The sequence below is a fragment of the Phenylobacterium sp. P4_E10 genome, assembly GCF_056401675.1.
In genome coordinates this window covers 23,365-44,319 of record NZ_JBFUIW010000020.1, presented here as the reverse complement: position 1 = coordinate 44,319, position 20,955 = coordinate 23,365, and the positions used below count along the sequence as shown (strand labels likewise).

Genomic DNA, 20,955 nt, shown 5'->3' with positions numbered 1-20,955 from the left:
CTCAATCGGCCAGAACGGCCTTCCAGAACGCGGCCTCGTCATCGACGAGCGGGGACCACCTGGCGATCGCGCTTTCGAGGAGCTCTGCTCGCGCGACGATGTACTGTTCGAATTCGAGGAGCCGGGCGGCCATGCCCTCCAGCCTGTCGATCAGGTCGTGGTCCTGCCCATCGACCTCCCCTATGCGTCCATAGAGCCGGGCCCTGAGCAGGGTGAAGATCGAGCGGGCGGCGAACGAACGGCACGGCCGGGTCGCCGGCTCAAAGGCTGGTAGCATCGACATCGCCAGGCCAATGCGACCGAGCCGGCCGTCATGCAACCCGCACATCCCCATTTTGAGACGCTCGGACGTTTTGCCGCGATGAGCGGGCGCCAACCGGCTCCCGAACCTAGCTCGCCGCGATGACTTCGACTTGCAGCGGGCCGCCGCCATCGGCGATCTCAAGGAGGCGGTCGACATTCGGATGCGCGCCCGGGCGGCTTCGAGCATCCGCCGTATGCTCGGCGAACACCGCCAGGCCATGCTCGGCGGCGTCCTTATCCAGGACGCCAAAGGAGCGCTGCAGGTACTGGTAGACGGCCAGCGAGCCTTGTTTGCCCGGCTGATTTTCGATGCTTGCAACCACGTCTCCGTTCCCGTCCACGAGGTCGATGCGTTGCACCCCGTCAACCGGAGGCAATTGCTGGAGATTTTCCTTGAACGTCGCACCGGGTTGAATCATCGCCAGCCTGTCTCGGGTTCCTAAGTTGATCGCGGGGGGCATGTAACACCGACATCAAACCTCGGCCATGAGAGACGCTCGCCCTGGTGCGAAGACCTTGTGGAACCTTGTTCGAAAGGTCTCGATGAGCCCACGCCCAGCCTAGGGGCGTATGCAACGAGGGCGCTGCGATGGCTGACGGAACTCTGGATATCCTGAAGGACAAGCGTGAGGCCGCGCGCAAGGCCGCCTACGCCGACCCCTTGGAATCGCTCAATCCGGCCCGAGCCTCACTGTTCCGCGACGATGCAATGTGGCCGATCTTCGAGCGCCTGCGCGACGAATCCCCAGTCCACTTCACGCCCGACAGCAACTACGGCCCCTACTGGTCGATCACCCGCTACAACGACATCATGGCGGTGGATTCCAACCACCAGGTGTTCTCCTCTGCCAAGGGCATCTCGCTCACGCCGAAGGCCGCCCAGGGGTTCCGCGACCCCAACAACACCGCCACCAACTTCATCGCCATGGACCCGCCGCGCCACGACGTGCAGCGCAAGACGGTCAGCCCGGCGCTGTCGCCCCACGCCCTGACCATCATGGCTCCGCAGATCCGCGAACGAGCCGGGCTGATCCTCGACTCGCTGCCGGTCGGCGAGGCCTTCGATTGGGTCGACCTGGTGTCGAAGGAGCTCACCACCATGACCCTGGCGACACTGTTCGACTTCCCGTTCGAGGAGCGCCGCAAGCTGACCCGCTGGTCCGACGCCATGACCACGCCGCCCGGCTTCGGCGGCGGGGCAGCCAGTTTGCAGGAGCTGCGGGAAACCATGGCCGAGTGTTTCGGCTACTTCACCGAGCTGTGGAACCAGCGGGTGAACGCCGAGCCGGCGGGCGACCTGATCTCCATGCTGGCCCACGGCGAGGAGACCCGGAACATGACGATGGCGGAGTTCCACGCCAATGTCGGCCTGCTGATCATCGGCGGCAACGACACGACCCGGAACACAATCAGCGGATCGGTCTACGCCCTCAACCGGAACCCCGACCAGTACGCCAAGCTGCGAGCCGATCAGGGCCTGATCTCTTCGATGGTCTCGGAGACCATCCGCTGGCAGACGCCGCTGGCCCACATGTCCCGCACCGCCACCCAGGACTTCGAAATGGGCGGCAAGACCATCCGCGAAGGCGACAAGGTGGTCATGTGGTACGTCTCGGGCAATCGCGACGAGCGGGTGATCGAGAACCCGAACAGCTACATCATCGACCGCGCCCGCCCGCGCCAACACATGTCGTTCGGCTTCGGCATCCACCGCTGCGTGGGCAACCGCCTGGCCGAGCTACAGCTGACGATTATCTGGGAAGAGATCCTCAAGCGCTTCCCCGATATCCAGCTGCTGGAAGAGCCGAAGCGCAGCTACTCGACCTTCGTGAAGGGCTACGAAGACATGAAGGTCGTCCTGCCGTCCAAGCTCTAGGCTGGCTGCGGCGCGGGTCATCGTTCATGGTCGCTGCCGTCTGCTAGGGACGGCATGAGATGACGCGCTTCGCGATAGAAAGCCCCGGAACGTTGCGCCGCCGAGCCTTGGAGGCGGCGCGCCGCCTGGTCGACAGCGGCGGGGCGGACGCCTTGCAGTTGAGGCTCATCGCCGCGGAGGTCGGCAGCGGGGTCGCGAGCCTCTACTACCATTTCGCCAACAAGGACGCCCTGCTGGCGGCGGTGGCGGTCGAAGGCTGGAGGGAACTCGCCCAGATGATCGAGCGGGCCATGGCGAGCGGCAGGTCCCCGCGCCAGATCGACGCCGCCTCGGCCGCGTTGCTCAGCTTCATCCGACGATGGCCGCACCTCTACGCGCTGATGCAGATGGAGCCGAACCTGGCGGTGCGGGAGGCCGAGCAGCGGGCGTTCGAGGTGTTCCAGAGCTCTTTGCTCGGCGACGATAGGGCCCCGCCCGATCGGGTCGAGGACATCGCACGGGTGTTCTGGGTTCTGGGGCGCGGCATCGCCTCGAGCGTCCACATGCAGCAGGACATCGACTCGGCCGAACGCCTGGAGCAGGCGGTGTTGCGCGGGCTGGCCTTCCTTCTGGCCCCGCGGTCTGCGGGCTGACCGGCGCGCACGCCGCACGACCATGAAGGCGCCTAGGGCTTCCCTGCCCTCTATGCGAGCGCCGTCGCCTAGATTGCCATCCAGCCGCCGTTGCGCCACAAGTTCGGCGCGGCGCAGGCTCGCGCCCGGGGGGAATATCTATGACTTTCAACGGTTCGCGCTGCGTGGTCAGCGTGCTGGCGTTTGCTCTCGTCGCAGCGCCGCAGCTGGCGCTGGCGCAGAGCGGTGCGACTTCGGCTCTGGCTCCGGCGACCGCGGCGGTTCCAGCCAGGACCGCCTCAGCGCCTTCAAAGGTGAAGCTGCGCGAGGGCGAGGAGGTGGTGATCCGGTTCGAGGACCGGCTGTCCTCGGGGACCAACACCGCCGGCGACCAGTTCTCGATAGCGCTCGAAGAGGACATGAAGCTGGCCGACGGCACCGTGATCCGCGCCGGCTATCGGGGGCGCGGCGAGGTTACCGACGCCAAGAAGAAGGGCTTCATGGGCCAGGCGGGCGAACTGAACGTGCGCCTCAACTATATCCGTGTCGGCGACACCCGCGTGCGCCTGCGCGCCAGCAAGGGCGGTGAAGGCAAGGGCGCCATCGGCGCGACCATCGCGCTTACCGTGCTGTTCGGTCCGCTGGGCCTGCTCAAGCGCGGCCACGACATCGAGATCAAACCGGGCCAGACCCTGACCGCGTACGTGGACCAGGACGCGGAGATCGACATGCCGCTTCCGCCGCCGCCGGAAGCCTAAGACGAAGCGGGGGTCGAAGCGGGCGGCCTCGGGCGGCCTGCTCAGGCCCCCGAGGCCGCGCCCGGCTTGCCCAGGGTCCAGGGCGAGTGGGCCGGGCGCGCCGATTGGGCTGCAACGGCCAACGAGGTCTGGTCGAGGACGGCGAAGAACGCCGCGACCGCTTGGGCGAGAACGCTGCTGGTCTCGCAGCCCAGCCGCAATTCGCAATGGCCGCAGTCGGCCATCCGCATTCCCGGCTCCAGCGCGCGCACGACATCGCCGACGGTGAATTCCGAAGGCGGCCGGGCGAGCTCCACTCCCCCGTTCCGGCCACGCAGGCTCTTGATGAAGCCCGCCCGCGCCAGCGCCTGGGCGACCTTGGACACGTGGTTGTAGGACAATCGCTGCTCGGCCGCGAAGCTGGGCAGAGCGATCGGACCGCCGCCCTGCCGGGTCAGGACGATCAGGAGACGCAGGCCAAAGTCGGTATGCTGGGTGAGTTGCATGCGTGGGCCAATGTGGAAAATGCGCTTGCTCTAATCAAGCACATATAATACCGGCTTTTTAATTACCTCTTTTAAGGAGTAGATATGCGCACCGCTTCCGCTCAGGCCATCGCCATCGTCAAGTCGACCGCACCCGCAATCCAGAAGCACGGCCTTGAGATCACGACGGCGATGTATGCGCGCCTGTTCAAGGATGCGGAGATTGCCGCGATGTTCGATCGCGCCGCCCAGGAAAGCGGCGAGCAACCGCGCCGTCTGGCCGGCGCGATCCTGGCCTACGCCAAGAACATCGATAAGCTCGAGAACCTGGGGGCGGCGGTGCAGAGCATGGTCGCCCGTCACGTGGACACCGGCGTGAAGCCGGAGCATTACCCGCACGTCGCCGAAGCCCTGCTGCCGGCGATCCGCGAGGTGCTGGGCGCGGACGTAGCGACGGACGAGGTGCTGTCGGCCTGGGGCGAAGCCTATTGGATGCTGGCCGACATCCTCATCGCCGCTGAAGCCCAGGCCTATGAGGATGCCGAGGCGGCCTAACGGTCGGTTCCATAGCCGACCACCGCGTCGCGGCCGCTTCGGGCGGCCATTGCCCTGACGCTTGACTCATCGATATTTCCAGAAGTATCGATGGGTGAGTTCAGCGCATGGAGCCCAGCCGTGAAGCGCCTACATCTGCACGTCAGCGTGCCCGACCTCGCCCAGTCCATCCAGTTCTACCAGACCCTGTTCGGCGCCGCGCCGAGCGTGGTGAAGGACGACTACGCCAAGTGGATGCTGGATGATCCGAAGGTGAACCTGGCCATCTCGACACATCGCGCGCCGGGCCTGGACCACGTCGGCATCCAGGTCGACAGCGCCGCCGAGCTCGGCGAGCTGTCCGACCGGCTGAAGGCGGCCGGGGCGCAGACCTTCGACGAGGCGAGCGCCACCTGCTGCTACGCCAAGTCCGACAAGAGCTGGGTGAGCGATCCGGCGGGCCTGCGCTGGGAAACCTTCTTCACCCATGGCGAGGCGACCACCTACGGCGAGGATCACGCGCAGGCGGCGCTCGAAGCCTCGACCGGCTCCGCCTGCTGCGGGCCAGCGCCGTCGCCGGCCTCGGCCTGCTGCTGATCATGGAGACGCAGAGCGCGATTTCGGCGCTGGGCGCCCTGGCCCATGAAGGCCGGCTGGACGTGTTTCGCCTGCTGGTGCGGGCTGGGCCCGAGGGGATGGCGGCCGGGGACATCGCCCGCGCCACCGGCGCCATCCAGAGCACGTTGTCGGCCAATCTCAGCGTGCTGACGCGGGCCGGCCTGATCGCCGCGCGACGGGACGGCCGGTCGATCATCTACACCGCGGCCTACGACCAGATGCGCGACCTGCTGGGCTTCCTGATGGAGGACTGCTGCGCGGGCAAGCCCGAGATCTGCGCGCCGATGGCTGCGATGGCGAGCCAGGCCTGCTCGGCCGAAGGCAGGAGCTGCTGATGGGCGAGCCGTTGAACATATTGTTCCTGTGCACCGGCAACTCGGCGCGCTCGATCCTGGCCGAGGCCTTGATGAACCGGTTGGGCGAAGGCCGCTTCCGGGCGTTCTCGGCCGGCTCCATGCCCAAGGGCGAGGTCAACCCGCACGTCCTGCCGCTGGTGCGCACGCTCGGTTTCAGCGACGGCGACTTCCGCTCCAAGCCGTGGGACGAGTTCGCCGCGCCTGGCGCGCCCAAGCTCGATTTCGTGATCACCGTCTGCGACAACGCTGCGGGCGAGGTCTGTCCGGTGTGGCCGGGGCAGCCGGTGACGGCCCATTGGGGCGTCCCCGACCCGGCGGCGGCCGACGGGACGGAGGCCCAGATCGCCGTGGCCTTCGCCGAGGCGGCCCGCCAGTTGCGCCGGCGCATCGAACTGCTGGTCGCCCTGCCCGTTACCGCGCTCGATCACCTGTCGCTTCAGCGTCGGATGCGCGAGATCCACGCGGCGGCGGGCGACGAGAACGCATGAGCGAGCCGCCCGCGTACGACGTCCCACGCCGCCTTGCCGGCGAGGCGCTGGGGACGGCCCTGCTGCTGGCGGTGGTCGTGGGCTCGGGGATCATGGGCGAGCGCCTGGCCGGCGGGAACCAGGCCCTGGCGCTGCTGGGCAACACCCTTGCGACCGGGGCGGGGCTGGTGGTGTTGATCAGCGTGTTCGGGCCGATCTCCGGCGCCCATTTCAATCCGGTCGTCACCCTGGCGTTCGCGCTTCGCAAGGACCTGGGCTGGCGGCTGGCCTGCGCCTACGCGGCCGTTCAGGTCGCCGCCGCCGTGATCGGCGTGTTCGCGGCCCACGCCATGTTCGCCGAGCCGATCCTGCAGGTCTCGAGCAAGCTGCGCAGCGGACCGGCGCTGGCGTTCTCGGAGTTCGTCGCCACCTTCGGCCTGCTGGCGACGATCCTGGGCACGGCGCGGCTGAGGCCCGACTTCACCGCCGCCGCCGTAGGCCTCTACATCACCGCGGCCTACTGGTTCACGGCCTCCACCTCGTTCGCCAACCCCGCCGTGACCCTGGCCCGCAGCCTGTCGGACACCTTCGCGGGGATCGCGCCGGCGAGCGTTCCCGGCTTCTGGCTCGGCCAGCTGGCCGGCGCGCTGGCGGCGGTCGCGGTCCTCACCTGGCTGCTGGGCGGCCGCAAGCGGCCTTCGTAGCTGGCGCGCGGCTGGACGTCAGCGCGACGGTTCGGCCGGGGTGAGCGTGATGTCGACCATGATCTCGGCCGAGATGTCCTCCAGCGCGGCCTGAACCGCCTCGGCGCTCAAGGTCGGCGGCAGCCGCAGGCGGGCGTCCATGTGGAACAGCGGCGCGCCGGAGTGCGGCTCGACGCTGATCGAGGTGTCGAAGGCTTCGATATTGGCTTCCAGGCGGCTGAGGATCGCGGTGACCTGGTGGACGATGCCCGTGCGGTCCTGGCCGACCAGGCTGAACTGGACGCTCTCGCCGCCCGCGGCGCCGGCTTGTTCGAGCGCCGGAGAGATCCGCACCTCCAGGCCCTGGGCGTCGACTTCCTTGACCGCGGCGCGCAAGGCTTCGACGCCGCCATCGGCCAGCTCGACCAGCACCGAGCCGACATAGAGGCCGCCGAGCCGGCTCAGATGGCTCTCCAGCCAGTTGCCGCCAGCCGAGAGGACCGCAGCGGCCAGGGCCTGGGTCAGGCCGGGCCGGTCGCTGCCGACAATGCTCAGGATCAGGGTGGCCATGGGGAACTCTCAGCTAGGTCGAAGGAGCGGCGAACTCTATGGGGCGGACGGGTTCGGCGCCAGGGGCGGCGCGGCCCTAGGCCTCCCCCACGTCAGCCGAAATAGGCTTTCGCCGGGGCGCGCCTGGCGCCCATTCGGGAGGGAAAGCCAATGACCGATATCCTCGATCTGGGCGGGCGCGTCGCCCTTGTCACCGGCGCCGGCCAGGGCGTCGGGCGGCAGATCGCCCTGCAGTTGGCGGACGCCAAGGGCAGCGGCGGCGTGATCGTCAACGACTACGTGCTGGAGCGGGCGGAAGGCGTGGCCGAAGAGATCCGCGCGACCGGCGGCAAGGCGCTGGCCCTGCAGTGCGACGTCTCCGACCACGCGGCGGTGCGCGACATGGTAGCCAAGGCCGCGGCCGACCTCGGCGCGGTCGGCATCCTGGTCAACAACGCCGGCAATGCCGGGGCCAATCCCTCGGCCGAGCTCGGCAAGCCGTTCTGGGAGACCAATCCGGAGGTCTGGAACAGCTTCATCGGCGTCAACCTCTACGGAGTGATGAACTGCACCGCCGCGGTGATCCCCGGCATGCTGGAGCGCCAGGCGCCCGGGCGGATCGTCACCGTGATCTCCGACGCCAGCCGCTGGGGCGACGCGGGGCTGGAGATTTACGCCGGGGCCAAGGCCGGAGCCGCGGGCTTCATGCGCTCGGTGGCGCGTTCGCTGGGCCGCTACGGGATCACCGCCAATTCGGTGGCCATCGCCCTGACCGCCACGCCGGCGGTGGAGCGCACCCTGAACGGCGATCCGGAGCGGCTGAAGCGGCAGCTGGAGAAGTACATCATCCGCCGGCCAGGCCGTCCGGACGACATCGCCAACATGGTGCAGTTCCTGGCCTCGGACGCCTCGAGCTGGATCACCGGCCAAGTCTATCCGGTCAACGGCGGGTTCTCGTTCGCGCTCTAGGCTTCACGCCACCGGCTGGGGCACGGGAAACGTCCACTTGCCGTCGCGAATCTCCGCGCGGGGGCGATAGAGCCTGATCGTGTAGTTCCAGCCAGCCGGCGTCGGCAGGCAGTTCGGGACGTTTCCGTCGCAGCCCCCGAACTGAATGGTGACGCCGCGATCGGCGTCCCGGGCGGCGGTGACGCTGTTGATCGAATAGGCGCCCTGGCTATTTGGCTCGAAGAAGCCGGCCTCGTTGTAGATGCTGATCGACCAGAAGCCGTCGACGGGCACGTCCTTGACGGTCAGGCGATGGACAGTCTTGCCGTCGTTGCGCTCGGGAGAGCCGCCGACATAGACCGCTTCGGAATCCGGATTGCCGCCCCAGCCCGCCGCCGTGCCGATCAGCCGGCGGATCGGGTCGACCTCGCCCTTCGCCCCGAAGGCGCGGGCGAAATCAGGGAGATCGTCGCCGAGCACCTTGAGCGCGTCGCGCACCTTGCCGAGGCTTGCCTCGTCCCAGTCCGGGGCTTCGAAGGTCCCCTGCCCGGCCTGGGTGATGACCACCGCGTCTTGAAGCGCGTGCACCTGCGCTAAATCGGCCGTGTCCTCGGGATCAACGAGGGTCCTGAGGATGGCGATGGCGTAGCGCGTTCCCAGATCCGCCTTGGTCAGGACCCGGCGGGCGGGCGCGTGTTCGACGCCGTGGGTGTAGTGATCCTCGTCGATCACCTGCAACGCCATGTAACGCGGCCCGGCGTCCGGCAGAGTGATCGTCGCGTCCCCGACCTCAAGATCGAAGACCGCCATGCTGTAGAGCGTGTCCCGGTTCATGCGGACCACGTCCTGCTTCTCGACTGTGGCGGGCTCGCGGGCGTGCACGAACTTGCCCAGGGCTCCGTTCTTCACGAAGCCTGCAAAGTAGTTGTCGGTCTCCGCGCGGACGAAATTGTCGGCGTTCACGATTGTCGGACTGGTCAAGGCGCGCCTCCGTTCAACGGGACGCGCAGCTTCGGGCTAGGCCAAAAGCCCGACCATCGGGCGAAACCCGGCCTAGTCTCCCAGCCTTCGGCCCATGCGGGCGTGGGCTTGGCGTGGGATCTCGCTTGGGGCGAGGCGCGCGGCGGCGGCCATGGCGCCCAGCGTCGCCTTGGCCACCGCCAGCTTGAGCGGATTGGCGGCGAGGCCCAGCCGCGTGCGGATCTCCGGCGGCGTCAGGTCGATGGCCGCCTCGACGACCAGCGGCTGGAGCGCCCGCCCCAGCAGCCCGATCGGCGAGGTGCGCCGGACGATGTCGAGGAACTCGCCGATGATCGGGTGCGGGACCAGCTTCGGGGTCATCTTGGCGAACAGGGCCTGGGTCTCCTGCACCGAGGCGGGCGGCTCCGGCGCGCCGAACGCCCGGCCGAGCGCCGCGCCCTCTGCGTAGTAGCGGTCCTGGTCGGCCAGGCTCAGCGGCCCGACATGGCGAAGGTAGGCGTTCAGGAAGCCGAAGCCGGCGGTGGAATGAACCCAGGTCATCAGCTCGCCCTCCAGCGCGTGATAGCGCTGGCCCTCGGGCGTCACCCCGCCGACCTTTTCGTGCATGCGAGTGACCATGGCGACGCGCTTGAGCGCGTCGGCGGTGGAGCCATAGGTGGTGATCATCGCCGCCTCGCCGGTGCGCTGCATGCGGGTCAGCGGATCCTTGGCGAAGATCGAGTGCTCCCAGACGCCGGTGCGCACCCGCGGCTCGGCCAGTTCGAGGATCACCGCCGCCACGCCGCCGACCGCCAGCGCGACGGGGTTGGCGTGAACCCGCCAGGCGACGCTGTCGGGGCCGTAGAGGCCAGGATCGCCCTCCGGACTGGCGTAATCGATCTTGGAGGGGCCGAACACCCGCCGCCCGACGGCGCCGGCCAGCGCATCGACAGGCGCTTCCAGCGCGGATCTTGGGGCGGCGTCGGTCATCGCGATCTTCTCCCAGTTCAGCGTAGGCTGCGCCGAGCAGAACGGGCCGGCAAGCTATCGGTTCTGACAGGTGGCCCGTGCAGGCGGCGCACGAAGCGGCCGCGCGCGAGGCCTTCGACCGCTGTCGCATTGCGGTTCGGCAGGGCGGAGCCGAGCCGGTCAATCAGCCGGCTTGACCGCTTCGCTCTGCTGGATCGCCGCGATGGCGCGGTCCATGGGCGTCTGGTTGATCCGCACCGTCCTCGTGCCCGGACGGTCGAGGCCGAGGATCAGGCAGAGCGCCAGGACCTGGACCGAGAGGATGGCGATCGTCACGTACGGGTAGCGCCGGTGAGAGCCGCCCGCGAAGCCCACGACCGCGGTGGTCACCAGCCCGGATATCACCAGCGTCGCCAGGACGGCTATCGGCGTTCGGATGTCCTCGGCCGCGCGGCGCGATGCGGCGACGGCGAAGGCCTCGTTGAGCGACTGCACCAGGTGCTGGATCAGCGCAGGCACGACATCGGCCCGCACGGCGTCACCGGCCGTGTCCCAGATCTTCGCCTGTTCGGCGGCGGTGTTAGCGCTGTTGCGTGACAGCGAGGCCGGGCTGTTGGTGGAGTCGTAAAATGCTCCGCGCACGTCCGCATATCGAACCATCTGCCGACTGAGCGAGCCGCGCCATGGCTGAGGCAGGGCCTGGATCCACCGATAGGCGGACCCCAGGGCGTTCGCCTCGGCGACGACCAGTTCCTGCCGCTGACGAAACTCCGTCTGCGCGGACGCGAAGGTGAAGGCCATCATCAGCCCGACCAGCGAAAGGACGGATGCGACCAGATGGTCCTTGCCGGCGGCGTGGCTGCGCCGACGGTCGAGAAACCGACCAGCGCGATAGCCCAGTTCATGCGCCGCGATCAGGCCGGCGAGGCAAGCGAGCGCCACAATCCATAGCGGGGTCTGGTCCACCCAACCCATGACGCCGGTCTCCCGTCACTGGCCCCCCAAAGCCTCGCGCGGTCGCGCCAGAACACCAGAGCCTGGATGTCCGGCGGCCCGGCCGCCATCGGGTAAGTCCCTAATCAGCGCCACAACCCTCGCCCACGACGCTGTTGCGGACGGACGCGCCCTGATGATGTGATGCCCGCATGCGGACGCGGCAGACGCCGCCTCTCCAGTTGCAGGACTAGCGCGCCGATGGCCATCACCCTCACCGCCTTTGAACGCTCGCCTGATCGCGGCCGGGGTTTGGCGCGGGACATGCGTGTCCGCTGGGCGCTGGAAGAGGTGGGCCAGCCTTACGAGGTTCGCCTGGTTTCGTTCGAGGCGATGAAGCAACCGGCGCATCGCCGGCTGCATCCGTTCGGGCAGATCCCGACCTATGAGGAAGGCGACCTGGCGCTGTTCGAGTCCGGGGCGATCGTGCTGCACATCGCCCAGCGTTATGCCGGGCTGCTGCCAGGCGACGCCAACCCCCGGGCGCGCGCGGCCGCCTGGATGTTCGCCGCGCTCAGCACGGTGGAGCCGCCGATCGTGGAACGCTCGATGGCCATGCTCGTGGAGCGCGACAAGCCCTGGTTCGAGGCGCGCCTGCCGATGCTCGACGGGCGCGTGCGAGGCCAGCTAGACCAGCTTTCCAGCCGGCTGGACCAGGCCGACTGGCTCGACGGTGAATTCAGCGCCGGCGACCTGCTGATGGTGACGGTGCTGCGCAGACTGGGCGGATCGGGGATCCTGGAGGACTACGCAAACCTCTGCGCCTATATCGCCCGCGGCGAAGCGCGGCCGGCCTACAAGCGGGCCTTCGCCGACCAGTTGGCGGTGTTCACGAACTCAGCGCCGCGCTAGGCCGCCTTCGAGGGCGACTCCGGCTCGGCGCCCTGCTCGGCCTGCCACTGGGCGCGCAGGGTGCGACTGGTTTCGCGGCTGCCGTCGTGGCTCCAGCCGGGCGGGCCGAACACATAGCCGAGCGCGTGGCGCGGGTGGCGCAGGACGTCCATGGCCATCGCCGCCCATTCATGAAAAGCCACGCGCAGCAGATTGAAATCGCCGAGATTCTTGACGATCCCGTAGCGGCACTCCTCCTCGTCCAGCTCCGGCTGGAAGGTGCCGAACAGCTTGTCCCAGACGATCAGGACGCCGGCGTAGTTGCGGTCGAGGTAGCGCGGGTTGCGGGCGTGATGGACCCGGTGGTGCGAAGGGGTGTTGAACACCGCCTCGAACCAGCGCGGCATCCGGCCGATGGTCTCGGTGTGGATCCAGAACTGATAGACGAGGCTGATCCCCTTCTGGATGGCGATCATGGCCGGCGGGAAGCCGAGGAAGGCCAGCGGCAGCCACAGCGCCCAGGTTCCGGCGACGCCGCCGGTCCAGGTCTGACGCAAGGCAGTCGAGAGGTTGTAGTGCTGCGAGGAGTGGTGATTGACGTGGGCCGCCCACCAGAAGCGCCGCTCGTGGCTGAGCCGGTGGAACCAGTAGTAGGTCAGGTCCTCGGCCAGGAATATCACCACCCAGGCCCAGACGGCGGTCATCGGGATGTCGAACAGCCGGTGCTGGTAGGCGAAGATCGCGGCGACCGCGGCGGCGCCGCCCGTCAGCAGGCCGGCCGCCGTGCTGCCCAGGCCCATCAGCAGCGAGGCGGCGGTGTCGCGCGCCTCATAGTTGGCCTTGGCCCGCCTGGTGCGGCCGAGCACGATCTCCAGGATCACGGCCAGGATGAAGAACGGCGTGGCCAAGGTGACGGGATCGAACTTCATGCCGCCTTCTGGTCTTCGCCAGGTTCAGGAGACGGCGGCCAGTTCTGCAGCGCCAGACGCGCCAGCGGGGCGGCGACGTCGGAGAGGTCGAGCCTGACCACGCCATCGCGGAAGCTGGAGGCCACCGCCTGGGTCCAGGGGATGTGGCGGGCGACATAGCCGTCGCCGACCTCGCAGATGACCAGGGCCGCAGCGCCGGACTTGGCCAACGCGCCGCGCCCGTCCACCGCCACCCAGATGCGGTCGAGCGGCCGGCCGGGGAACTCCACCGCCAGCAGGCGGCGGGCGCGATCATCGGTCAGCGGCGTCAGCGGCTTGGCGATCTTCGCCCACGCGGCCAGCGCCACCAGCACGGCGACGGCGGCCAGCGACGCGGCGAACTGAACTAGGAAACCCTGTGACACGTGAACCATCCTCCCCCGATCAAGCGTCCGCCTCCTGCAGGGGGGCGTCAAGGGGCGGATAATCGCTGAGCTGCGGCACCCGCGAGCGCGCGAACATCACTGCGACGATGACCAGCATCAGGCCGCCCGGCAGAAGGATCGCGGTGCGCGGCCCGACCGCCTGGGCCAGGAAGCCGTAGACCACCGCGCCGAGCGGCCCCCCGCCCATGAAGCCGAGCGTGAAGATCGACAGCACCCGGGCGCGAACCGCCTCGGGCGCATGCTGCTGCACCAGGCTGCGCCCCAGGGTCATGGCGACGCCGCCGCCGAGGCCCCAGGCGAAGTTGAGGACGCAGAGCACCCAGAACGGGGCCGGGATCGCACAGAGCATCAGGATCACGCCGCCGGCGGTCAGCGCCGACAGATAGACAACCCCCTTGCGACGCAGCGGCCCGGCCCGGACCAGGGCCATGGCCGAGATCATGGTCCCGGTCCAGAAGCAGAGACTGAACAGACCCAGCGCCGAGGCGATCTCGGTCCGTTCGGGGCTCAGGGTCTGGCCATCGAAATAGCTCTCGACGATCAGCGGCAGCAGCACGAAGAAACTGCCCATGAAGCAGACCCCGATGGCGATGCTGCAAACCATCACCGGGGCGATGACCGGAGACGCGAGCACGGCGGCGAAACCGGCGGCGATGTCGCGCCGTAGGCTGGTCAGCATCCCTGCCCCTTGCTCGCGCGGCCGCAAGGCGGCGGGGCGCGGACGGATGCGAAGGGCTGCGAGCGCTGCGGCCACCATCAGGCCGGCCTGTCCAAGCAGCAGCGGCCCGACGCCGAGCAGCGGCGCAGCGGCGGCGGCGATCATGCCCAGGATCTGCCCGCCGAACTGGGCGAGCGAGGCGAAGGCCACCGCGCCCTGCACGCCGCCCTTGGCCGGCGCAACCAGGCTGAGCAGTGAGTCGCGGGCCGGGGTGGCGAAGGCGCCGATCGTCCCGACGGTCAGCGCATATGCGATGACCAGGCCGTAGGTCAGCCGTCCGAAGGTGACGAGGTAGCCGAGGGTGACGAAGGTCAGCACCGCCAGCAGACAGGCGACGACGACGGTGCGTTTGACGGCGGTCCGGTCGGCCACGGCGCCGCCGATCAGGATCAGCAGGGTGGTGGGAAGTTGCAGCGCCATCTGGGCCAGACCGAAACGGGCCTCGCTCTCCTGCAGGACCACCCGCACCAGATAGGGAAACAACACTACCTGGACCCCGAAGGCCAGGAACCAGGCGGCGTGCGCGAACAGATAGGCGGGAAAGCCTGTGCCGGGGCTCTCGGGCGAGGCGGCCGCGTCAGCAGCTTGAGTTGTCACGCAATTTCCCCCTGGCGGGGATAGTTTGCTGTCGCCCGAAGGGCCGTCAAGGCCGACCCTACGTCAAGCCCTAGGCGCGCGGCTCCACCAGCAGGGCCAAGGCCGCGGCCGCGCGGGCGCGGCGGCGCAGGACCTCACGCAGCCCCAGGGCCGAGAGGATCAGGCCGCCGAGGGTGATGGCGGCGATGGTGGCCAGATGCGCTTCGCCCAGGGCCTCAAGCTCGGCCAGGCCGCGGGCGGCGAAGTAGCCGGGAGCCAGGATGACCAGAACCCAGACGGCGGCCGAGACGGCGTTGGCCAGCTGGAAGGTCCGCCGACGCATCTGCAGCAGGCCGGCGACCAGCGGCACGAAGGCGCGCAGCGGGCCGAAGAAGCGGCCGATGAAGATCGAAGCGGCGCCGTAGCGGCGGTTGAACAGCCGGGTGCGGGCAACCTTGCGGCGGTGAGCGCGGAAGGCCGGATGGCGTAGGGTGCGCGGACCCAGGCGGCGGCCCAGTTCGAACGAAACCGCATCGCCGATGATCGCGCCGGCGACGCACCAGAACACCACCTGCACCGGGTCGAGCACCCCCGCGGCGATCAGACCGCCAGCCATCACCATCAGGGCGGTGGCCGGGATGAAAGCGCCGATCAGCACCAGGGACTCAAGCAGAGTCACGACGCCCAGCACGACGCCCGCCCAGGCGCTGTGGCGGGCGATGAACTCGGCGAGACTTTGTAGGAAAGCGTCCATGGGGAGAGCCCCGATATGGGCCCAGCCGCCCACTTGCGCGAGGGGGCGCAAGGCCGCAGCGAGTATGAATCTCGCCCTGTGGCCGGGATGCATCAGAACATGGATGCGGCGTCATTTGTTCTTGCTTTGTTCGCCCCCTTACCATAGGGTGAAGCCGTGACCTCAGCGATCGACACGCCCCGCCCTCTCATCCCCTATGACGAAGACCTGGCGCGGCAGATTTGCGCGCGGGTCGAGGCCGGCGAGAGCCTGCGGGCGATATGCAAGCCGCGCGAGATGCCGGGGGCTGCAACGGTGCATCGGTGGGCGGCGGTGCGGCCCGATTTCCAGCACAACCTGCGCCGCGCCCAACGCCTCGCCCACGCCGCCCGGCAGGACCTCCACCGCCGATCGCGCGCGGACCGCGCCTGGAAGCGCCAGCGGCCTTGGGCGCGGCCGGACGCCTATCGCCCGGAGGTCGGCGAGACGATCTGCCGGGCGCTGGCCGGCGGCATGAGCCTGGTCGAGGTCTGCGCCCAGGCCGGCATGCCGGTGACGGGCACGGTCTATGAGTGGCTGCGCAATCACGACGACTTCGCACGGATGTATCGCCAGGCCCGGCGGATGCAGGCCGACCTGCTGGCCGACCAGGCCTGGGAGATCGCGCAGACCGCGACGGCCGAGGACGTGAAGTTGGCGCGGCTGCAGTTCGACGTCATCCGCTGGCGCGCCGCCCGGGTGGCGCCCAAGGCCTATCGCGAGGACGACGAAGGGCCCGGCGGCTTCGAGGTCTACCTTCAGGACTTCACCAACGGCGCCGTCCTTGCGGGTCCGATGTGGAGCGGCCCCGGCCGCTGAGCCTGTCAGAGAAACTTGCAACGAGTTTGTGCGTTTCTGGGGTGGCGAAAGCGTAAGCTGCGCCTATCTGTGCATGCATCGAGAGAAAGCTGAGCGAGCGACGCCAATGTGTCGATGTCTCCATAAACGCGGCCGAATGCGGTCCTGACATCGCCCTGCGGAGGCCATGCGATGGCCGTCCGCATTCTCGATCGTGACGCTCCAAGCCAGGCGCGTCGCACCCCGAATTTAGTACCGAGTGAAAAGGAGCTTTTCATGGCTCTGCAGATTCTAGTTGCGCCTGCCGGCGACGGTTGGGCCGTTCGTTCAGAAGCCTTCGACAACGAACTGATCTTTGAAGCCGGCGGCCGGGCGGAAGCTGCCGCGCGCGCCCTCGCCGACCGTTACGCCCGCTCGGGCGCGGCCGCCGAGGTCAGCATCTTCCTGCGCAACGGCGACCTCGCCGGGCGCTTCATGCATTCCACCGCCGCCTGACGGCGGCGGTGGCTGATCAGCCCTCGCCGCGAAGGAAGGCAAGGATCAGCGGATTGATGATCTCGGGATGCGTCTGACAGCAGCCGTGCGGCAGATCCTTGAAGGTCTTCAGCGTGCCGTTCTTCAGCAGCTTCACCGTCAATGGCGCGGAGTCGGCATAGGGCACAATTTGATCGTCCTCGCTGTGGATCACCAGCACCGGGGCCTCGATCGCCTTCAGGTCTTCGGTGAAGTCGGTTTCGGAGAAGGCCTTGATGCACTCATAGCCGGCCTTCACGCTGCCCATCATTCCCTGCCGCCACCAGTTGCGGATTAGGCCTTCCGACGCCTTCGCGCCCGGACGGTTGAAGCCGTAGAAGGGACCGGTCGGGATATCGAGGTAAAGCTGGGCGCGGTTGGCGGCGAGCGCCGCCCGGAATCCATCGAACACCTCGATCGGCGTCCCGCCCGGGTTCGAGTCCTTCTTGACCATCACCGGCGGCACGGCGTCGATCAACACCGCCATCGCCACGCGCCCCGGCTCCGCGCGCGCCACGTAGTGCGCGACTTCGCCGCCGCCCGTCGAATGGCCAATATGGATCGCATTCTTGAGGTCGAGCTCGGTGACCAGCGCGGCCACGTCGGCGGCATAGGTGTCCATGTCGTTGCCGCCGTCGGTTTGCTCCGACCGCCCGTGGCCGCGGCGATCGTGGGCAATGACGCGATATCCCTCCGCCAAGAAGAACATCATCTGGTTGTCCCAGTCGTCGGCGCTCAGCGGCCAGCCGTGGTGGAACACGATCGGCTGCGCGTCTTTGGGCCCCCAATCCTTGTAGAAGATGCGGGCGCCGTCTTTTGTGGTGATGTCGGTCATGGCGAAATCCCTCGCCAACTCGCCGGCCGGCAGGACCGGCGCTGTTGCCTGGTGATGGGCCGAAGCCGGGCTGTCAAAGGATCCGGACTGATCGCGACGACAGGGGCGCTTCTAGCAGTTTGCCCGGCGCCGATCAGGCCAAGTTCACGTTATCCGCCTGGGACGCGCGGCGCATTCGTCGCTTCGTCGATTTGTCGTGCGTCTGTCACGATTGATCGCAACGCCGTTTCGCCGACTCCGGCGCCCTGACCTTTTTCCCCACTGGCGTGTCTGACGACGCGTACGGCGGGCCGGGGGTCCGCTCCTGAAACTGGAGCCTACACACGTGAAAATCACCACGATGAGAGGGCGGCTTCTCGCCTCGACCCTCCTCGCCAGCGCGGCCGCGTTCGGCGCGATTGCGGTTGTCTCCGTGCCGACCCTGGCGGTCGCGCAGGACTATACGTCCGGCAACCTCACCGGCCGGGTCGTAAAGGAAGACGGCTCGCCGATCAGCGGCGCGACCGTGACGGTGCGCTCCGGCCAGGGGGTCGTGCGCGCCGCGGCCACGGACGCCAGCGGTCGTTATCAGGTCAACGCCCTGCCGGTCGGCGCCTATACCGCTGACGTCGCCGCCGGCGAATTCAACAGCATCTCGGACCAGAAGATCAGCGTCGCGGCTGGCGGTTCGTCGTTCATCTTCACCCTGACCCAGGGGACGGTCAGCGAGTTCGTAGTCACCGGCACCCGGCAAGCCCGGGACTTCTCCCGCACCGACACCGGCCTGGCCGTGAACGTCGAGGAAATGGCCGAGCGCGTGCCGCTGGGGCGCAGCATCGCCAGCGTCGCGCTGCTCACTCCGGGCGTCTCGCGACCGGACCCCGGCATCAACGCCGGCTCGCGCCGCAACCAGAGCACCGTGGTGGTGAGCGGCACCTCGGCCGCCGAGAGCGTCTACTACATCAACGGCCTCAACGTTACCGACCTGCGCAACCTGCTGGGTTACGCCGACCTGCCGTTCGACGCGATCTCGACGATCGACGTGAAGACCGGCGGCTATCAGGCCGAGTTCGGCCGCGCCACGGGCGGGGTGATCAACATGGTCACCAAGTCGGGCTCGAACGAATGGCACGGCGGCGCCACCCTCACCTACACGCCGGAGTCGCTGCGCACTCACGCGCCGCAGGCCTACTCGCCCGGCGGGACCGGCGTCCCGGGCGCGACCGTCTATAACCGGATGGCCAGCCTCGAGACCATTGACACCTCGCTCTATCTGAGCGGACCAATCCTCAAGGACCGCCTCTTCTTCTTCGCCTTGGTCAATCCCAGGTCGACGAAGGAATACTTCCCCATGACTTCGCAGGGCTTGGCGGGCAACAACCTCTATACGGGCGTTCAACTCTACAACAAGTCGACCAGCCCGCGCTGGTTGACCAAGTTCGATCTCAACATCACCGACACCCAGCGCCTGGAAGCGACGCTGTTCTCCGACTCGAACGAGACCGACCAGGTGTTCCTGAGCCGCGACGCCCGCGTCGGCATCACCGGCCAAGGGCTCGGCTACACCGAGAACGCTGGCGGCTTCAACCAGATCTACAAGTACACCGGCGCCTTCACCGATTGGTTCACGCTGACGGCCCTATACGGCAAGCAGAAGTCCAGCCAGGAGGACGTCGGCCCGCTGGTGAACGTACCCCGTGTTCGCGATCGGCGCTCTACCACGACGACGACCTTCCTGACCCCCGCGACCACCGCCGTATCGCTGCAGCCGATGGGCGAAGACACGCGCATCACCTATCGCGTCGACGCGGACTTCTACGTCCGCAACCTGTTCGGCGACCATCACATCCGGGTCGGATACGACAAGGAAGAGCTCAGCTCGAGCGATGTGCACGCCTACAACGGCGGCTACCTGATGGACGTGTTCTTCCGTGTCCCGACCGGCACCTCGCTGCCGGCCCAGGCCTACGCGCTGAAGACCGTGCTGGGTTCGGGCGGCGAGTACGCGGCCGAGCAGACCGCCATCTATGCCCAGGACTCCTGGGACGTGACCCCGGACCTGACGATCCAGGCCGGCCTGCGCCTGGACCAGTACGACTACAAGAACCGGGGCGGCGAAAGCTACATCAAGCTGGACGACCAGTTCGCGCCGCGCCTGGGCTTCACCTGGGACCCGCAGGGCGAAGGGCGCGACAAGGTCTATGGCTCCTTCGGGCGCTACTACCTGCCGATCGCCACCAACACCTCCATTCGGGAAGTTTCCGGCGAAGACTATCACCAAGAGTATCGCGCGGTGACGATCAACGCGGACGGCAGCATCGCGCGCGACGCCAACGGTATCCCCATCCTGGGCGCCCGCCTGCGGCCCGACGCCATCTTCGCCAGGCCCATCGCACCGGCCCCCGCTGAAGCGGTCGCGTCCAACATCGAAGCCATGTTCGAGGAAGAGTTCATCCTCGGCTACGAGCACGATTTCGAGGGCGGAATCCTGGATGGCTGGCGCGCCGGCGCCCGCTATATGTACCGCAATCTGGCGTCGACCATCGAGGACACCGACCTGGGTCGCGGCGGCGTCATCGACCGCTACTGCGCGCGGACCAGAGACATTCACTGCGTGGCGGGCACGGAGGAAGATCCCAGCTCGAACGACCTGTTCACCGGCGCCTACATCATGCTGAATCCGGGCAAGCCGGCGAACATGATGCTCGACCTGACCAACGGCCCCGGCGGCGCGAACCTCACGCCCGTCAACCTCACGGCCGAGGACCTGCGGCTGCCGGAAGTCGAGCGGACGTATCATGCGCTGGAACTGACGTTCGAGCGCCCGTTCGACGGCGTCTGGGCCCTGCAGGGCTCGTATGTGCTCGCCAAGTCCGAGGGCAACTACGAAGGCGCGGTGAAGTCGGACATCGCCCAGACCGACACTTCAATCACCCAGGACTTCGACGCCTGGTTCCTGGCGCAGGGCGCCGATGGCTACCTGCCCAACGATCGTCGCCATACGTTCAAGCTGTTCGGCACCTATCAGGTGACCGAGGCGCTGCGCGTGGGCGGCAACTTCTACGCCCAATCGGGACGGCCCTACGGCTGCCTGGGCTACAACGAGGACGATCCCTCGGCGGGCGGTGATCCGTCGGCGTGGTTCTGCCCCGTCAACGGCCACAGCGTCTCCACTCCGCGCGGCTCCGCCGGCCGCACCGACTGGGTCACGAACACCGACCTGAACTTCACCTACGACATCATTCGTGAGCGCGAGGGCTTCGGTTCGGTGTCGGCCGCCCTGGACGTGTTCAACCTGTTCAACGAGCGCGCGGTCACCCGGGTGGTCGAGCAGGGCGAAACCCGCGACCAGCAAGGTACGCCGATCCCCGTCTACGGCTACCCGCGCAGCTACCAATCCCCCCGCAGCGTCCGCCTATCGCTGCGCTACAGCTTCTGATCGTCCCCCCGATCGGAAGCAAAAAGGGCCGCCTCCCTCGCGGGAGGCGGC

The 20,955-nt window shown here is 68.1% G+C and carries 25 protein-coding genes; 13 read left to right on the top strand and 12 right to left on the bottom strand.

The genetic code is table 11. From position 1 onward, the window contains the following. Position 1 precedes the first annotated feature (1 nt). Positions 2-376, bottom strand: coding sequence for a hypothetical protein (locus tag AC1DQJ_RS18875; RefSeq protein ID WP_477606142.1), 375 nt, complete (start codon positions 374-376; stop codon positions 2-4). 13 nt (positions 377-389) lie between these two features. Beyond that, the gene (locus AC1DQJ_RS18870; protein ID WP_477606140.1) at positions 390-722 is read right to left on the bottom strand and encodes a DUF2322 family protein; all 333 of its coding nucleotides are present in this window, start codon (positions 720-722) and stop codon (positions 390-392) included. Positions 723-892: 170 nt separating this feature from the next. Here AC1DQJ_RS18870 and AC1DQJ_RS18865 point away from each other — a divergent pair, with 170 nt between their 5' ends. The 3 genes from AC1DQJ_RS18865 (at position 893) to AC1DQJ_RS18855 (ending at position 3,548) form a co-directional block, all read left to right on the top strand. Next, positions 893-2,179, top strand: a complete 1,287-nt coding sequence (locus AC1DQJ_RS18865; RefSeq protein WP_477606138.1) for a cytochrome P450 — start codon at positions 893-895, stop codon at positions 2,177-2,179. A 92-nt stretch (positions 2,180-2,271) separates the two neighbouring features. Then, positions 2,272-2,811 carry a TetR/AcrR family transcriptional regulator gene (locus tag AC1DQJ_RS18860; RefSeq protein ID WP_477606136.1) on the top strand — a complete coding sequence of 180 codons (540 nt, stop codon included), beginning with the start codon at positions 2,272-2,274 and terminating at the stop codon, positions 2,809-2,811. A gap of 140 nt (positions 2,812-2,951) precedes the next feature. Next, positions 2,952-3,548, top strand: coding sequence for a hypothetical protein (locus AC1DQJ_RS18855; protein WP_477606134.1), 597 nt, complete (start codon positions 2,952-2,954; stop codon positions 3,546-3,548). A gap of 41 nt (positions 3,549-3,589) precedes the next feature. Here the strand turns inward: AC1DQJ_RS18855 and AC1DQJ_RS18850 are convergent, their stop codons facing one another. After that, positions 3,590-4,033, bottom strand: a complete 444-nt coding sequence (locus AC1DQJ_RS18850) for an RrF2 family transcriptional regulator (protein ID WP_477606132.1) — start codon at positions 4,031-4,033, stop codon at positions 3,590-3,592. An 84-nt stretch (positions 4,034-4,117) separates the two neighbouring features. Between AC1DQJ_RS18850 and AC1DQJ_RS18845 the strand changes: the two genes are divergently transcribed. The 5 genes from AC1DQJ_RS18845 to AC1DQJ_RS18825 all read left to right on the top strand — a co-directional run bounded on the left by AC1DQJ_RS18845 (position 4,118) and on the right by AC1DQJ_RS18825 (position 6,691). Then, complete coding sequence (locus tag AC1DQJ_RS18845; RefSeq protein WP_477606129.1) at positions 4,118-4,567, top strand: globin domain-containing protein; 450 nt, start codon at positions 4,118-4,120, stop codon at positions 4,565-4,567. A 120-nt stretch (positions 4,568-4,687) separates the two neighbouring features. Then, on the top strand, positions 4,688-5,143 hold the full coding sequence (locus AC1DQJ_RS18840) for an ArsI/CadI family heavy metal resistance metalloenzyme (RefSeq protein ID WP_477606128.1): 456 nt from the start codon (positions 4,688-4,690) through the stop codon (positions 5,141-5,143). Positions 5,144-5,145: 2 nt separating this feature from the next. Next, positions 5,146-5,499, top strand: coding sequence for an ArsR/SmtB family transcription factor (locus tag AC1DQJ_RS18835; RefSeq protein WP_477606127.1), 354 nt, complete (start codon positions 5,146-5,148; stop codon positions 5,497-5,499). Next, positions 5,499-6,008 carry an arsenate reductase ArsC gene (locus AC1DQJ_RS18830; RefSeq protein ID WP_477606125.1) on the top strand — a complete coding sequence of 170 codons (510 nt, stop codon included), beginning with the start codon at positions 5,499-5,501 and terminating at the stop codon, positions 6,006-6,008. The genes AC1DQJ_RS18835 and AC1DQJ_RS18830 overlap by 1 nt, the downstream gene beginning before the upstream one ends. Next, the gene (locus AC1DQJ_RS18825; protein WP_477606123.1) at positions 6,005-6,691 is read left to right on the top strand and encodes an aquaporin; all 687 of its coding nucleotides are present in this window, start codon (positions 6,005-6,007) and stop codon (positions 6,689-6,691) included. Before AC1DQJ_RS18830 ends, AC1DQJ_RS18825 begins: the two co-directional genes overlap by 4 nt. A gap of 18 nt (positions 6,692-6,709) precedes the next feature. Here the strand turns inward: AC1DQJ_RS18825 and AC1DQJ_RS18820 are convergent, their stop codons facing one another. Beyond that, positions 6,710-7,240, bottom strand: coding sequence for a glycine cleavage system transcriptional repressor (locus AC1DQJ_RS18820; protein ID WP_477606121.1), 531 nt, complete (start codon positions 7,238-7,240; stop codon positions 6,710-6,712). A gap of 150 nt (positions 7,241-7,390) precedes the next feature. Here AC1DQJ_RS18820 and AC1DQJ_RS18815 point away from each other — a divergent pair, with 150 nt between their 5' ends. Next, positions 7,391-8,188, top strand: coding sequence for an SDR family NAD(P)-dependent oxidoreductase (locus AC1DQJ_RS18815; protein ID WP_477606119.1), 798 nt, complete (start codon positions 7,391-7,393; stop codon positions 8,186-8,188). Positions 8,189-8,191: 3 nt separating this feature from the next. Here AC1DQJ_RS18815 and AC1DQJ_RS18810 read toward each other — a convergent pair whose 3' ends face one another. From AC1DQJ_RS18810 to AC1DQJ_RS18800, 3 genes are all read right to left on the bottom strand, one after another. Beyond that, entirely contained in the window at positions 8,192-9,148 is a 957-nt protein-coding gene (locus tag AC1DQJ_RS18810) for a DUF1254 domain-containing protein (protein ID WP_477606117.1), read from the bottom strand. A gap of 72 nt (positions 9,149-9,220) precedes the next feature. Next, positions 9,221-10,117, bottom strand: a complete 897-nt coding sequence (locus AC1DQJ_RS18805) for an oxygenase MpaB family protein (protein WP_477606115.1) — start codon at positions 10,115-10,117, stop codon at positions 9,221-9,223. Between the two features lie 159 nt (positions 10,118-10,276). Continuing rightward, the gene (locus AC1DQJ_RS18800) at positions 10,277-11,071 is read right to left on the bottom strand and encodes a bestrophin-like domain (protein ID WP_477606113.1); all 795 of its coding nucleotides are present in this window, start codon (positions 11,069-11,071) and stop codon (positions 10,277-10,279) included. 219 nt (positions 11,072-11,290) lie between these two features. Here AC1DQJ_RS18800 and AC1DQJ_RS18795 point away from each other — a divergent pair, with 219 nt between their 5' ends. Then, entirely contained in the window at positions 11,291-11,941 is a 651-nt protein-coding gene (locus AC1DQJ_RS18795; protein ID WP_477606111.1) for a glutathione S-transferase family protein, read from the top strand. On the opposite strand, the gene AC1DQJ_RS18790 is transcribed toward AC1DQJ_RS18795, so the two are convergent. From AC1DQJ_RS18790 to AC1DQJ_RS18775, 4 genes are all read right to left on the bottom strand, one after another. Further along, positions 11,938-12,849: a sterol desaturase family protein gene (locus AC1DQJ_RS18790; protein ID WP_477606109.1), complete on the bottom strand. Its 912-nt coding sequence runs from the start codon at positions 12,847-12,849 to the stop codon at positions 11,938-11,940. The genes AC1DQJ_RS18795 and AC1DQJ_RS18790 overlap by 4 nt on opposite strands. After that, on the bottom strand, positions 12,846-13,253 hold the full coding sequence (locus AC1DQJ_RS18785; protein WP_477606107.1) for a hypothetical protein: 408 nt from the start codon (positions 13,251-13,253) through the stop codon (positions 12,846-12,848). The genes AC1DQJ_RS18790 and AC1DQJ_RS18785 overlap by 4 nt, the downstream gene beginning before the upstream one ends. 19 nt (positions 13,254-13,272) lie before the next feature. Beyond that, the gene (locus tag AC1DQJ_RS18780) at positions 13,273-14,589 is read right to left on the bottom strand and encodes an MFS transporter (protein WP_477606105.1); all 1,317 of its coding nucleotides are present in this window, start codon (positions 14,587-14,589) and stop codon (positions 13,273-13,275) included. 70 nt (positions 14,590-14,659) lie between these two features. After that, positions 14,660-15,322, bottom strand: coding sequence for a DedA family protein (locus tag AC1DQJ_RS18775; RefSeq protein ID WP_477606103.1), 663 nt, complete (start codon positions 15,320-15,322; stop codon positions 14,660-14,662). 156 nt (positions 15,323-15,478) lie between these two features. Here AC1DQJ_RS18775 and AC1DQJ_RS18770 point away from each other — a divergent pair, with 156 nt between their 5' ends. Together AC1DQJ_RS18770 and AC1DQJ_RS18765 are read left to right on the top strand one after the other, a co-directional pair. Beyond that, positions 15,479-16,159, top strand: coding sequence for a terminase small subunit-like protein (locus AC1DQJ_RS18770; RefSeq protein ID WP_477606101.1), 681 nt, complete (start codon positions 15,479-15,481; stop codon positions 16,157-16,159). A 255-nt stretch (positions 16,160-16,414) separates the two neighbouring features. Further along, the gene (locus AC1DQJ_RS18765; RefSeq protein ID WP_477606099.1) at positions 16,415-16,633 is read left to right on the top strand and encodes a hypothetical protein; all 219 of its coding nucleotides are present in this window, start codon (positions 16,415-16,417) and stop codon (positions 16,631-16,633) included. A gap of 16 nt (positions 16,634-16,649) precedes the next feature. Here AC1DQJ_RS18765 and AC1DQJ_RS18760 read toward each other — a convergent pair whose 3' ends face one another. Next, on the bottom strand, positions 16,650-17,486 hold the full coding sequence (locus tag AC1DQJ_RS18760) for an alpha/beta fold hydrolase (RefSeq protein ID WP_477606097.1): 837 nt from the start codon (positions 17,484-17,486) through the stop codon (positions 16,650-16,652). 325 nt (positions 17,487-17,811) lie between these two features. On the opposite strand from AC1DQJ_RS18760, the gene AC1DQJ_RS18755 reads away from it, so the two are divergent. Beyond that, positions 17,812-20,904 carry a TonB-dependent receptor gene (locus AC1DQJ_RS18755; RefSeq protein ID WP_477606095.1) on the top strand — a complete coding sequence of 1,031 codons (3,093 nt, stop codon included), beginning with the start codon at positions 17,812-17,814 and terminating at the stop codon, positions 20,902-20,904. Positions 20,905-20,955: the final 51 nt, after the last annotated feature.

What these genes read in the sequence shown, in the direction of transcription:
- AC1DQJ_RS18870 (WP_477606140.1), bottom strand. Translation starts at nt 722, where the DNA reads ATGATTCAACCCGGTGCGACGTTCAAGGAAAATCTCCAGCAATTGCCT.
- AC1DQJ_RS18865 (WP_477606138.1), top strand. Translation starts at nt 893, where the DNA reads ATGGCTGACGGAACTCTGGATATCCTGAAGGACAAGCGTGAGGCCGCG.
- AC1DQJ_RS18855 (WP_477606134.1), top strand. Translation starts at nt 2,952, where the DNA reads ATGACTTTCAACGGTTCGCGCTGCGTGGTCAGCGTGCTGGCGTTTGCT.
- AC1DQJ_RS18850 (WP_477606132.1), bottom strand. Translation starts at nt 4,033, where the DNA reads ATGCAACTCACCCAGCATACCGACTTTGGCCTGCGTCTCCTGATCGTC.
- AC1DQJ_RS18845 (WP_477606129.1), top strand. Translation starts at nt 4,118, where the DNA reads ATGCGCACCGCTTCCGCTCAGGCCATCGCCATCGTCAAGTCGACCGCA.
- AC1DQJ_RS18835 (WP_477606127.1), top strand. Translation starts at nt 5,146, where the DNA reads ATGGAGACGCAGAGCGCGATTTCGGCGCTGGGCGCCCTGGCCCATGAA.
- AC1DQJ_RS18830 (WP_477606125.1), top strand. Translation starts at nt 5,499, where the DNA reads ATGGGCGAGCCGTTGAACATATTGTTCCTGTGCACCGGCAACTCGGCG.
- AC1DQJ_RS18825 (WP_477606123.1), top strand. Translation starts at nt 6,005, where the DNA reads ATGAGCGAGCCGCCCGCGTACGACGTCCCACGCCGCCTTGCCGGCGAG.
- AC1DQJ_RS18820 (WP_477606121.1), bottom strand. Translation starts at nt 7,240, where the DNA reads ATGGCCACCCTGATCCTGAGCATTGTCGGCAGCGACCGGCCCGGCCTG.
- AC1DQJ_RS18815 (WP_477606119.1), top strand. Translation starts at nt 7,391, where the DNA reads ATGACCGATATCCTCGATCTGGGCGGGCGCGTCGCCCTTGTCACCGGC.
- AC1DQJ_RS18805 (WP_477606115.1), bottom strand. Translation starts at nt 10,117, where the DNA reads ATGACCGACGCCGCCCCAAGATCCGCGCTGGAAGCGCCTGTCGATGCG.
- AC1DQJ_RS18800 (WP_477606113.1), bottom strand. Translation starts at nt 11,071, where the DNA reads ATGGGTTGGGTGGACCAGACCCCGCTATGGATTGTGGCGCTCGCTTGC.
- AC1DQJ_RS18795 (WP_477606111.1), top strand. Translation starts at nt 11,291, where the DNA reads ATGGCCATCACCCTCACCGCCTTTGAACGCTCGCCTGATCGCGGCCGG.
- AC1DQJ_RS18790 (WP_477606109.1), bottom strand. Translation starts at nt 12,849, where the DNA reads ATGAAGTTCGATCCCGTCACCTTGGCCACGCCGTTCTTCATCCTGGCC.
- AC1DQJ_RS18775 (WP_477606103.1), bottom strand. Translation starts at nt 15,322, where the DNA reads ATGGACGCTTTCCTACAAAGTCTCGCCGAGTTCATCGCCCGCCACAGC.
- AC1DQJ_RS18765 (WP_477606099.1), top strand. Translation starts at nt 16,415, where the DNA reads ATGGCTCTGCAGATTCTAGTTGCGCCTGCCGGCGACGGTTGGGCCGTT.
- AC1DQJ_RS18760 (WP_477606097.1), bottom strand. Translation starts at nt 17,486, where the DNA reads ATGACCGACATCACCACAAAAGACGGCGCCCGCATCTTCTACAAGGAT.